This is a genomic window from Streptomyces mesophilus, assembly GCF_011044995.1.
GTDB lineage: Bacteria > Actinomycetota > Actinomycetes > Streptomycetales > Streptomycetaceae > Streptomyces > Streptomyces mesophilus.
The window spans coordinates 1-11,724 of the sequence record NZ_JAAKZW010000245.1 but is presented as its reverse complement, the minus strand read 5'-3'; the positions used below and the strand labels follow the sequence as shown (position 1 = coordinate 11,724).

Here is an 11,724-nt window from a genome sequence, read left to right as displayed (position 1 = left end):
CGCCCGCTCCCCGAGCGCCCCGCGCAGCACCCCGAAGCAGCGCGAATATCCTCGGACCATGGCACTCCCCCCGACCACCCCGCTCACCGAGCGCCTCTCGGAGCGCGGTAAGGACATCGCCGTGGTGCTCGCCGTCACCGTGGTGGTGGTCGGCGGGACGTTGTGGTCGATGCGCGGCAAGAGCGAGACGTTCGGGCAGGCGACCCTCGGCTGGGCGCTGATCGCGGTCGGCTGCGGCGCGCTCTACTTCCGCCGCCGCTGGCCCGTCGCCGTCGCCCTGGTCACGCTGGCCGTCTGTGTCGTCTACTACCCGCTCAGCGTCTACGACGGCCTGGTGATGGTCACCTTCGTGGTCGCCCTGTACACGGCCGCCGCCGAGGGCAGGTTCGCCGCCGCCGTCGCGCTGGGCATCGGCGTCATGCTGATGATCGTGTACGGGGAGATGCGCCAGGCACCGGGCCGCCGGGAGGTCGACGACGCGTCGTTCATGATGCTGGCGGGCTGGCTGCTCAGCATCCTGGTGCTCGCCCGCGCCCAGCGCACCCGCGCCGCCTATCTCGAAGAGGTACGCGCCCGCGCCCGCGCCGCCGAGCGCGAGCAGGAGGCTCGGGCGCAGCAGAGCGCGACCGAGGAGCGGCTGCGGATCGCCCGTGAGGTGCATGACGTCCTCGGGCACAGCATCTCGCTGATCAACGTGCAGTCGAGTGCCGCGCTGCACAAGCTGGGCAAGAAGCGCACCGCGGCCGATCCCGCCGTCGCGCTCGCCGGTGCCGAAGAGGCCCTGGAGGCCGTGAAGTCCACCAGCAAGGACGCCCTGCGCGAGCTGCGTTCCACCCTCGGCATGCTGCGCGAGGCGGGCGAGGCCGCTCCCACCGCGCCCGCGTCGGGACTCGCCCGGCTGCCCGAACTCGCCGAGCGGGCAAGGAGCGCCGGACTCGACGTACGCATCGCCACGCAAGGCGCCGCCCGTGAACTGCCGCCTCCCCTCGACCTGGCCGCGTACCGGATCGTGCAGGAGTCGCTGACCAATGTGACCCGCCATGCGCGGGCGAGCGCCGCCACGATCACACTCGACTACGGTGCGGACGACCTGCGACTGCGCGTCGAGGACGATGGCCTGGGCGCGCCCGACGGGATCGGCCCGGGCAGCGGGATCCGCGGGATGGCCGAGCGGGCCAAGGCCTTCGGCGGCGAACTGACCACCGAGAACACGGCGGACGGCTTCCGGGTCACGGCCCGGCTGCCGTTCACGACATCCGATACGGCCCAGGGGGCGCAATGAACCAGGCACCGATCCAAGCATCGGTCCGTCCACCCGACCCCATCCGCGTCCTGCTCGCCGACGACCAGACGCTGGTGCGCGCGGGCTTCCGCTCGATGCTGGACGACGAGGACGACATCGAGGTGGTCGGCGAGGCCTCGGACGGCGAGCAGGCCTGCGCGCTCGCCCGCCAACTGCGCCCGGACGTCGTCCTCATGGACATCCGTATGCCCGTACTCGACGGACTGGAGGCGACCGCGCGGATCACCGCCGACCCGGCGCTCGAAGGCGTACGGGTGGTGATCCTGACGACCTTCGACATGGACGACTACGTGTACGGCGCGCTGCGCGCGGGCGCATCGGGCTTCCTGGTGAAGGACACCGAGCCGATGGAACTCCTGCACGGCGTACGGGTGGTGGCGCGCGGCGACGCCCTGATCGCGCCGGCCGTGACGCGGCGCCTGATCGCGGAGTTCGCGGGCCGCTCCAAGCAGCCCGACCCGAGCCCGCGGCTCAATGCGCTCACCGAGCGCGAGCGGGAGGTCATGGGCCTGGTCGGCGCGGGGCTCTCCAACGACGAGATCGCGCAGCGCCTGGTCCTGTCCCCCGCGACCGCCAAGACCCACGTCAGCCGGATCATGACCAAACTCGACGTCCGCGACCGGGCGCAGCTGGTGATCCTCGCGTACGAGTCGGGGATGATCACGCCGGGGTGGCTGGCCTGACCGGCTCGCAACTTTGGTGGTACGTGAGCGGGGCGCCCCACAACCCGGGATGTACGCCCACTGTCCACCAGCGGCCGACGCCGCGCCCATAGCCGTACGCCGACGCTGAGGGCGTGAACCCGGAAACCCTCGATCTCGCCCGGCTGCAGTTCGCCCTCACGGCGGGCGGCCACTTCCTCTTCGTCGCGCTCACCCTGGGCCTCGCGACGGTGGTGGCCTGTCTGCAGACGGCCGCGACCCTCACCGAGAAGCCGCTGTACCCGCGCATGGTCCGCTTCTGGGGCCAGCTGTACGTGATCAACTACGCGGTAGGGATCGTCACCGGCCTGGTCATGGAGTTCCAGTTCGGCCTGAGCTGGAGCGGGCTCACGCATCAGGCGGGCGATGTCTTCGGTTCGTCGCTGGCGATGGAGACGGTGATCGCCTTCTTCGTCGAGTCCACGTTCCTCGGCCTGTGGATCTTCGGCTGGCACCGCTTCGACAAGTGGGTGCACCTGGCGCTGATCTGGGGCGTCACGCTCACCGCGTACGCCTCGGCGTACTGGATCCTGGTCGCCAACGGCTTCCTCAACAACCCGGTCGGCCACCGCGAGGAGAACGGCCGCCTGGTCACCGAGAGCACCGTCGAGGTCTTCACCAACCCCAGCGCCCTGCTCTCCTTCGGACACGTCCTGGGCGGCGCGCTGCTCACAGCCGGGTTCTTCATGGCGGGCGTCTCCGCGTATCACCTCTTCAAGCGCTCGGCCGAGTGGGAGTTCTTCGGCAAGAGCCTGCGGATCGGGGTGTTCCTCTCGCTGCCGGCCCTGTTCGTGACGGCCGCCTTCGGCGGGCTGCAGTTCGTGGGGATGCAGCCGATGAAGGAGGCGGTGTTCAGCGCGAACACCGCCGAGATGGCCACGTTGCAGGCCGAGATGGCGGAGCGTTTCGGACCCGGTGACTATGTGCCCTCCGAGGCGCTCACCCGCGCGGCCGGAATCCTGATGCTGCTCGCGTTCGCGCTGATGATGTACCTCTGCCTCGCCGGCGTGGTCCTCGCCGCCTTCCGCAAGGTCGTCTTCCGCTTCCGGCTCTGGCACGTGGTCCTGATGGCCGCCGTACCGCTGCCGTATCTCGCGATGATCAGCGGCTGGGTGTTCCGCGAGGTGGGCCGCCAACCCTGGGTCGTGTACGGCCTGTTGAAGACCGAGGACGCCGTCTCGCCGGTCTCACCCGGGTCGATGCGGCTCTCCCTGATCGTCTTCACCTCGCTCTTCGCGCTGCTCGCCGCCCTCAACTTCTGGCTGATCGTGCGCCACGCGCGCCTCGGCCCCGTCGACACGGACCTCGGCCGGGACGAACGCGAGGCCGACGACCCCGCCGACGCCCTGACCCCCGCGCGCTACTAGGAGCCCTGGAGATCCGCCATGGAAACCCTCGCCATCGCCCTGCTCGGCTTCTTCGCCGCCGGCTACTTCGTGCTCGGAGGCGCGGACATCGGCACCGGCATGCTCACCCCGTACCTGGGCCGCACGGACCGCGAACGCCGCCTCGTCATCACCTCGTTCGCGCCCTTCTTCCTGGGCAACGAGGTGTGGCTGGTGGCCACCGCGGGCCTGCTCATCGGCTGCTTCCCCGAACTGGAAGGGGAGCTGCTGAGCGGCCAGTTCACGGTGGTCGTCGCGCTGCTCACCGGCTGGATCGTGCGCGACATGGGCCTGTGGCTGCGCGGCCGAGCGGGCGGACGCGTCTGGCGTCTGAGCTGCGATACGGCGGTCACAGGCGGCAGTTGGACCGTGGCCCTCTCCTGGGGCTGGCTGCTCGCCGGTCTGTTCAGCGGCTCGCTGCACGCGCCCGCGAGCGGACCGGTCGCGGTCATCACCGCCATGGCGGTCGCCGCGCTCTTCGCCGTGCACGGGCTCGGCTTCGCGGTCCTCAGGCTGACCGGCGACCCGTACGCCCGCGCGCGGGTGCTGGTCGGGCGGGCCACCCGCCCCTGGCAGTCGTTCGCGCTGACCGCCGCCCTGATGGCGGCGCTGCCCCTGCTCGCCGGGCTCGGTCTGCCGCTCACCGCGTCGGCCGGCTCGTCCGTGGACGCGCTCGTGCCCGCGCTGCTCGTGGTGACACCGCTCCTGGTGGCCGTACAGGCGTGGATGTGGCGCACGTTCCGCGCCCGCGTGACACGCCCCTCGTACCTCTGACCCCGCTGACCTCTTCCTTTTCCGTCCTACGTATCGGAGTAGCCGATGTCCACCGACCAACTCACCAGGCCCACGGCCCGGTCGAGCGTCTTCGAGCGGATCGCCGCCTTCTCGCACCGCCACCGCTGGCGGGCGCTGATCCTCTGGGTCGTCCTCGTCGCGGGGATCACGGGGGTGTCCTCGGCGGTCGGCAGCGCGTACCACAACGACTTCTCGCTGCCCGGCACCGATTCGCAGGCCGCACAGAGCGTCCTCGAGAAGCACGGCGCCGCGCAGGCCGACGCGTCCGTGCAGATCGTGGTCAAGTCCTCCGACAAGGACGACATACGGGATGCCGCCGTACGCGACCGCGTCGAGGACGTCCTCGCCGAGGTCAAGGGCCTGCCCAGCGTGACCGGCGTGATCAGTCCGTACGCGGAGAAGTCGGCGATCTCGCGCGACGGCACCGTCGGCTACGCGACCGTCACCCTCGACGGCTCCGCCGAGAACGTACCGAAGGAGCATGTCCGCGCGATCATCGACGCCGCCAAGTCCCTTGACGGGGACGGGCTCCAGGCCGCGGTCGGCGGGGACGCGGCACGTGGCGCCGAGGAGGCCGGGGGCGGTGCGGCCGAAGGTGCCGGGATCCTCGGAGCCCTGGTGATCCTGGTGTTCCTGTTCGGGTCGCTCGTCGCGGCGAGTCTGCCGGTGGTGGCCGCATTGTTCGCGGTGGGTTCGTCGATCGGTCTCATCGCCCTCGCCTCGCACATCGCGAACGTCGCCGACTTCACGCCGCCGATCATGATGCTGGTCGGCCTCGGCGTCGGGATCGACTACGCGCTGCTGATCTTCTCCCGCTACCGCTCCGAACTCCTGCGCGGCGCCGAACCCGAGCAGGCCACGCGCTCCGCCCTGGACGCCGCGGGGCGGACCGTGTTCTTCGCGGGCTGCACCGTGATCATCGCGCTGATGGGTCTGGTCGCGCTCGGCCTCGGCTCGCTGCAGGGTGTGGCGCTCGCGGTCGCGCTCACCGTCCTGGTGACGATGGCGGCCTCGCTGACGCTGCTGCCCGCCCTGCTCGGGGTGTTCGGGCGTCGTATCCAGCGTCAGGTGACCAAGCGCGCGGCGAAGGCGAAGCGCGTCGAGGGCGCCGGCTGGCGGCGCTGGGCGAGCGGTGTCCAGCGCCGTCCGTGGGTCGCGCTCCTCGTCTCCGTGGTCGCGCTCGGCGCGCTCGCCGCGCCGGCCGCCGATATGCGCCTGGGCTTCGCGGACGCGGGCAACGACGCCACGACGACGTCCAGCCGTCAGGCGTACGACCTGCTCGCCGACGGCTTCGGACCGGGCTTCAACGGGCCGCTGTTCGTGGTCGCCGAAGGCGCCGCGGACGTCGAGCCGGTCCGTGCCGCGCTCGCCGACACCCCCGGTGTCGCCGCCGTCAGCGGCCCCATCCCGTCGAAGGACGGCGCGGTCGGCACGCTGATGGTCTTCCCCGAGTCCGCCCCGCAGGCCGAGGCGACCTCCCAGCTCGTGGACCGGCTGCGCGGCGACGTACTGCCGCCGCTGGCGGACGAGACCGGGGCGCGCCTGTTGGTGGGCGGCGCGACCGCCGCGACCGAGGACTTCGCGGCCACGGTGTCGGACCGGATGCCGCTCTTCGTCGCGATCGTGGTCGGGCTCTCCGCGCTGCTGCTCCTGATCGTCTTCCGCAGCGTCCTGATCCCGGTCAAGGCAGCCTTGCTCAACCTGGTCAGCATCGGTGCCGCGCTCGGCGCGATCACGCTGGTCTTCCAGCACGGCTGGTTCGGGGTCGAGCCCGGCCCGATCGAGGCCTTCATCCCGGTGATGATCTTCGCGATCGTCTTCGGTCTGTCGATGGACTACGAGGTCTTCCTGCTCTCCCGTATCCACGAGGAATGGGAGCGTACGAAGGATCCGCAGGCGGCCGTACGGGAGGGCCTGGCCGCGACCGGCAAGGTGATCACGGCGGCCGCGGCCATCATGATCGTCGTGTTCGCGGCGTTCATGCTGAGCCCCGACCGGATGCTGCAGCAGTTCGGACTCGGGCTCGCGGTGGCGATCCTGCTCGACGCCGTGGTGATCCGCTGCCTGATCGTGCCGGCCGTGATGCAGCTGCTCGGCACGCGGGCGTGGTGGCTGCCTGCGTGGCTGCGCAGGGTGCTGCCGCGGGTGGAGCTGGAGCGGCACTGAGCGGTCCTGCTGAGGTCAGGCCCGGTCGTCGGATGTCCCGGCGGCCGGGCCCTGCCCGTCCTGGGTCTCCGCGGCGGCCTGGTCCACGGGCGTCCCCGTCGGCTCGCCGCGCAGCGCCTTGCGCAGCCGGGCGAGCGGCGGTCCGCCACGGCGCCGGTGGCCGTGCACGCGCGGGTCGTCGGTCACGTCGTACCGCTTCACGTACGCACCGAGGAAGGCCTGCATCGTCGCGACCGCCGGAATGGCGATCAGCGCGCCGACCGCGCCGAGCAGCGCGGTGCCCGCGACGACAGAGCCGAACGCGACCGCCGGGTGGATGTCGACCGTCTTGGCGGTGAGCTTGGGCTGCAGCAGATAGTTCTCGAACTGCTGGTAGACGACCACGAAGATCAGCACCCACAGCGCGTACCAGGGGTCCACGGTGAACGCGATCAGCATCGGCAGGGCGCCCGCCAGATACGTACCGATGGTGGGGATGAACTGCGAGATGACGCCGACCCACACGGCGAGCGCGGGGGCGTACGGGATGTCGAGGAAGACGAACAGGATGTAGTGCGCGACGCCGGAGATCAGCGCCATCAGACCGCGCGAGTACAGATAGCCGCCGGTCTTGTCGACGGCGATCTCCCAGGCACGGAGCACCTCGGCCTGCTTGGCGGGCGGCAGCACCGAGCACAGGGCGCGACGGAGCCGGGGCCCGTCGGCGGCGAAGTAGAACGAGAACAGCAGGATCGTCAGGATCCGGAACAGCCCGCCGAGCACCTGCGCGGATACGTCGAGGACACCCGAGGCGCTGTTCTGCACGTACTTCTGCAGCCAGTCCGAGTGCACGAGGCTGTCCTGGATCTCGACCCGGGACAACTCGGTGTGGAAGGTGGTGTTGATCCAGCTGATCACCGAGTCGAGGTACTTCGGGAAGTCCTCGACCATGTCGACGATCTGGCCGGCGAGCATCGAGCCGAGCAGGGTGATGAACCCCGCGCCCACGACGATCACCCCGAGGAACACGAGCCCGGTGGCCGCGCCGCGGCGCATCCCGTGGTGCGCCATCCGGCTCACCGCGGGCTCGACGGCCAGCGCGAGGAAGAACGCGATCAGGATGTTGATCAGCAGCCCGGTCAGCTGGTGGAAGGCCCAACTGCCCAGCTGGAAGCAGGCGATGAGGGCGAGCGCGAGCACCATCGCACGCGGCAGCCACCGCGGCATGCGCTGCTGCCGCCCCGACGGCGCCTCGGGCGGCACGGTCGTGGGCGGTCCGGAGTTCTGCGCTGCTGCGGTGTGTTCGGTGGCTGCCACGGGGTCAGTCTCGCTTAAGTGCACCCGGTTCGTACGGACGGACGGCTGACGCCCGCGTCACATTCGGGCCGCGGCCGTCACCGTTGACGGCGGTCCGGACCCGCTCACCTCAGAGCGATTCGCACCCGCTCACGTCACGGCGGTCCGGACCCGCTCACCGCGACTCGGCCGGTACCCCCATCGCCGAGCACACGGCCCGCCACACGTCCTTGGCCTCCCAGCCCGCGTCCAGCGCCTGATGCACCGTGCGCCCTCCGAGCTCGGACATCACATGATCGCGCGCGAACGTCTCGGCGTACCCCGCACCGAAGTGCTCCGCCATCCGCTCCCAGAAGACCGTCAACCGCATGACTCCAGTATCCAGCCCGTGCGGGTGGGCCTTGCGCCGAAGCCCTTGCGGGGAGCGCTTTCCGGCCTACGGTGCCGTGCATGGCCGAATCCGTAGCCCCGGGGCAGTCCCCGGGCTCCGCCTCCGCGGGGCAGTCCCCCGCGGAGCGTTCCCCAGCAGAACCGTCACAGCACCGCTCGGTGCTCGCCCGTGCCGAGCAGTTCATCTGGCTCACGGCCCGCGTCCTCGAACAGCGCCGCTTCGCGTACCACTTCCTGGGCGCCGCCGCCGAGCCGGTCGAGGCCGCCCTCGCCGCCTACCGCACCGACGACGACGGCTACGGCCACGCTCTGGAGCCCGATCTGCGCGGCCCCGTGAGCCAGCCCCTGCACACCGCCCACGCGCTGCGCGTCCTGGACGCGATCGGCCGCTGCGGCGGTCAGCGCGTCGAGCGGGTGTGCCGCTATCTCTCCGAGGTCTCGACCCCGGAGGGCGCGCTGCCCGCGATCCATCCGAGCCAACGCGGCTATCCGTACGCCCCGTTCGTCCCCGTCATCGACAACCCGCCGAGCGATCTGCTCGCCACCGGACCGGTGGTGGGTCTGCTGCACCGCAATCAGGTGTGGCACGCGTGGCTGTTCCGCGCGACCGACTACTGCTGGGCCGCGGTCGAGGCGTTGGACAAGTCGCATCCGTACGAGATCCACGCGGCCGTCGCGTTCCTGGACGGCGCTCCCGACCGCTCGCGCGCCCAGGCCGCCGCGGACCGTCTGGGCCGGCTCGTACGCGAGCAGCGCCTCGCCGTCCTGGACCCGCGCCGCCGCGACTCCTACCCGGTGGCCGCCGGGTACGCACCCGGCGAGCACCACTACCCGCACGACTACGCCCGGGTCCCGACCTCGATGGCCCGCTCCTGGTTCACCGACGAGGAGATGCAACTCTCACTCGACCACCTCGCCGGCGAACAGGAGGAGGACGGCGGCTGGCCGGTCCACTGGAAACAGTGGGCACCGGGCACAGCCCTGGAATGGCGCCCGATCGTCACCATCGAGGCACTACGCACGCTGCGGGCGCATGGGCGGGGGCTGGACTGAGCAGGGGCCGGTGCGCGTCCGAATGCGGCGCCGGACCTACCGGAGCGGCCCACGCTCGTCGATATACAGAGCGGGCCGGGACAGGAACACCTCGTCCTCCACCGGGCCGTAGGCGATGTTGAACGTGTCCATCCAGTACGTCCAGCCCCGGATGCCCAGCGCACTGCTGAAACGGTAGTTGAGCTGCCAGCGCACCCACTGACCTGGGTCGAGCCGCACGGCCGGCGGCCGGCGGCGTCGGGGCGGCAGCGCGTGCAGAGGATGCACCAGGGGGAACACCCTGAGCCGGCCGCCGACTTCACGGAGCTGCACGGCGACCTCGCTCAGGGCCTCACGGCGCTCGGACGGCGAGAAGCCGTCACGCTCATGCATACGGATCACATGCGCGCGGGACGCCGCGTCGTCGTCGGGCAGGGCGAAGCCGACGGGGGCGGCGTTCCTGCGCCGCCGCCGCCTCGCCGCCGCGGGACTCCTTGGTCCACGTCGTCCGGATCCACTGGATCGTGACCTCCACCGGCTCAGCCCCCAAGCGCCCGCACCCCCGCCGTCACCACCACCGCGGCGCCGATGATCAGCAGAAACGGTGCGCGGAGCACGAAAGCCACCGCCGCCGCGAGCAGGCCCGCCGCCTTGGCGTCCAGGATCAGGTTCTGGCCTTCGGCGAAGGTCTGCTGCGCGGTGAGCGCGGCGAGCAGCGCCACAGGAAGCAGCGCCGCCATCCGTTTCACCAGCGGCTTTTCCAGTACGCCCACGGGGACGAGCAGTCCGAGCAGCTTGACGGCGTAGCAGCCGACCGCGGTCACCGCGATCGCGATCCAGATGTTCAACGGTCCGTTCCTTCCCGGGAGTTCGTGCCGGCGGACGCCCTGCGGCCCTGCACGAAGAGGACGAGGGGCGCGGCGAGGGCGGCCACGAGCACGGGCACCCCGTTCGGCAGTACGGGCACGAGGCCGAGCATCAGGACCACGGCGAGGGCCGCGACGGCCCGCTCGGTCGTCGAGCGCAGCATGGGCGCGAGCAGCGCAAGGAAGGTCGCGGGCCCGGCGGCATCCAGGCCCCAGGCGGCGGTGTCCCCGATCGCCTCCGCGCCGAGCGCGCCGAGCAGCGTGGTGAGGTTCCACAGCACGTACAGGCTGAGCCCGGTGACCACGAAGCCGATCCGGCGCGCCCGCCGCGTGGGCTGCGCCAGCGTCACGGCGGTCGTCTCGTCGATCACCCACTGCGCCGCGAACGGACGCACCCAGCGCGGAAGTTCAAGCAGCTGCGAAAGCCGCAGCCCGTAGAACGCATTGCGTACGCCGAGGAAGAAGGCGCCCGCCGCGGCCGTCACGGGGTTGCCGCCGCCCGCCAGGGCCCCGACAAGCGCGAACTGCGAGGCGCCGGTGAAGACGAGCAGGCTGAGCGCGCAGGTCTGCAGGAGGCTGAGCCCGTTGCTCGCGGAGGTGACGCCGAAGGCGAAGCCGGAGAGCCCGACGGCGAACCCGACGCCGAGCGCGTCGCGTACGACGGCGGAGTCGGTCTTGCCGAGAGCCGTCAGCGGGTCCGGGGCTGTTCCTTCGGCACGTATAGGTGCGGGTGTCTGTTGTTCTGCCACGCGTCCGAAGGTACGTGGAGGGTTTCGCTCCGGTCTTGTACGTTCTTGCGGGCGGGCGCCGCTCCCGGGCGACCGCGTCCTCGCTGGTACGCCCCCGGCGGCACCCCCACGATCCGGCTGAAGTGCCGGTTGAGGTGCGGCTGGTCCGTGAACCCGACGGCCGCGGCGGCCTCGGCCGGCGCCGTACCCGCGTCAAGGAGCTCGCGGGCCCGGCGTACCCGCGCATTGGTGAGCCAGCTGTGCGGCGGCATCCCGTACTGCTGCTTGAAGGCCCGCAGCAGCGCGAAGGGGCTGGTCCCGAGCTCCACGGCCAGCGCCTCCAGAGTGGGCGGCTCGGCCATCCGCTCCTCGAGCACGGCCCGCGCCCGCACCGCGTTACGCGTCCCCGCCGCCAGCCGGCCACGGGCCGGCAGCGCGCTCCCGTGCCGCCGCAGCATCCGCGCGACAAGGACCTTCAGGACCGTGTCCGCGGCGAGCGCGTTGCCCTCCTCGGCGGCGCGGTGCACCTCCCGTATGAGATGCGCGCCTTCCGCATCGGGCACGTCCACCTCGGCGAATCCGGGGGTGCCGCGCAGTCCGGTGGTCTCCTCGGCGATCCTCGCGACGACCTCGACGGACGGATAGAGCGTCGAATACGCCCATCCCTCGGGCACGCCGGCCCGGGCGGAGTGGGGCACTTCCGGGTTGATCAGAATGACGTTCCCGGGCGCGCAGTGCACGGTGGACCCGTCGGGCATGAGCAGATCCTCGACCCCACCGCTGACGGCCGCGACCACGTACCCCTCGTGGCTGTGCCGGGCGAAGGTATGCCGCACGTAGCGAGCCTGGAGCAGGTCGACCCCGGGCAACTCCTCGTGCTGCCAGAACCGGGCCCATTCCCCTGTCGCCATACCCCAAGTCTCACATTCCAGCCCCTCGGCGTTGGGGGCGCATCCAGCCCCTGCGGCGTTTGAGCAGATCCGAACGAAGTTCGGCTGTGACATTGTGCGGCTCCGCCGCGTGGGGGGTCCGGGGCGAAGCCCTGATTTCGGGAAGGGGCGGGTAGGGGAATCCGGCCGCAGC

The 11,724-nt window shown here is 71.3% G+C and carries 12 protein-coding genes; 6 read left to right on the top strand and 6 right to left on the bottom strand.

Features of this window, described 5'->3' with window-relative positions:
* The first annotated feature begins 58 nt into the window (after positions 1 to 58).
* The 5 genes from G6045_RS34625 (at position 59) to G6045_RS34605 (ending at position 6,350) form a co-directional block, all read left to right on the top strand.
* Complete coding sequence (locus G6045_RS34625) at positions 59 to 1,282, top strand: sensor histidine kinase (protein ID WP_165336168.1); 1,224 nt, start codon at positions 59 to 61, stop codon at positions 1,280 to 1,282.
* On the top strand, positions 1,279 to 1,986 hold the full coding sequence (locus G6045_RS34620; protein WP_165336167.1) for a response regulator: 708 nt from the start codon (positions 1,279 to 1,281) through the stop codon (positions 1,984 to 1,986). Before G6045_RS34625 ends, G6045_RS34620 begins: the two co-directional genes overlap by 4 nt.
* A gap of 113 nt (positions 1,987 to 2,099) precedes the next feature.
* Entirely contained in the window at positions 2,100 to 3,371 is a 1,272-nt protein-coding gene (locus tag G6045_RS34615) for a cytochrome ubiquinol oxidase subunit I (protein ID WP_165336166.1), read from the top strand.
* 18 nt (positions 3,372 to 3,389) lie between these two features.
* On the top strand, positions 3,390 to 4,163 hold the full coding sequence (locus G6045_RS34610; protein WP_165336165.1) for a cytochrome d ubiquinol oxidase subunit II: 774 nt from the start codon (positions 3,390 to 3,392) through the stop codon (positions 4,161 to 4,163).
* 45 nt (positions 4,164 to 4,208) lie between these two features.
* A complete protein-coding gene (locus G6045_RS34605; protein ID WP_165336164.1) occupies positions 4,209 to 6,350 on the top strand; it encodes an MMPL family transporter in 2,142 nt (713 codons plus the stop codon).
* Between the two features lie 15 nt (positions 6,351 to 6,365).
* Here G6045_RS34605 and G6045_RS34600 read toward each other — a convergent pair whose 3' ends face one another.
* Together G6045_RS34600 and G6045_RS34595 are read right to left on the bottom strand one after the other, a co-directional pair.
* Entirely contained in the window at positions 6,366 to 7,592 is a 1,227-nt protein-coding gene (locus G6045_RS34600) for an AI-2E family transporter (RefSeq protein WP_328708007.1), read from the bottom strand.
* A gap of 208 nt (positions 7,593 to 7,800) precedes the next feature.
* Positions 7,801 to 7,995 (bottom strand): DUF3046 domain-containing protein, encoded by a 195-nt coding sequence (locus tag G6045_RS34595; protein WP_165336163.1) that lies wholly within the window; start codon positions 7,993 to 7,995, stop codon positions 7,801 to 7,803.
* Between the two features lie 80 nt (positions 7,996 to 8,075).
* On the opposite strand from G6045_RS34595, the gene G6045_RS34590 reads away from it, so the two are divergent.
* Entirely contained in the window at positions 8,076 to 9,068 is a 993-nt protein-coding gene (locus G6045_RS34590; RefSeq protein WP_206344571.1) for a hypothetical protein, read from the top strand.
* 36 nt (positions 9,069 to 9,104) lie between these two features.
* Here G6045_RS34590 and G6045_RS34585 read toward each other — a convergent pair whose 3' ends face one another.
* The 4 genes from G6045_RS34585 to G6045_RS34570 form a co-directional block, all read right to left on the bottom strand.
* A complete protein-coding gene (locus G6045_RS34585) occupies positions 9,105 to 9,440 on the bottom strand; it encodes a hypothetical protein (RefSeq protein ID WP_235968503.1) in 336 nt (111 codons plus the stop codon).
* Between the two features lie 146 nt (positions 9,441 to 9,586).
* A complete protein-coding gene (locus tag G6045_RS34580) occupies positions 9,587 to 9,895 on the bottom strand; it encodes an AzlD domain-containing protein (RefSeq protein ID WP_165336162.1) in 309 nt (102 codons plus the stop codon).
* On the bottom strand, positions 9,892 to 10,662 hold the full coding sequence (locus G6045_RS34575) for an AzlC family ABC transporter permease (RefSeq protein WP_165336161.1): 771 nt from the start codon (positions 10,660 to 10,662) through the stop codon (positions 9,892 to 9,894). The genes G6045_RS34580 and G6045_RS34575 overlap by 4 nt, the downstream gene beginning before the upstream one ends.
* Positions 10,602 to 11,552: an AraC family transcriptional regulator gene (locus G6045_RS34570; RefSeq protein ID WP_165336160.1), complete on the bottom strand. Its 951-nt coding sequence runs from the start codon at positions 11,550 to 11,552 to the stop codon at positions 10,602 to 10,604. Before G6045_RS34570 ends, G6045_RS34575 begins: the two co-directional genes overlap by 61 nt.
* Positions 11,553 to 11,724: the final 172 nt, after the last annotated feature.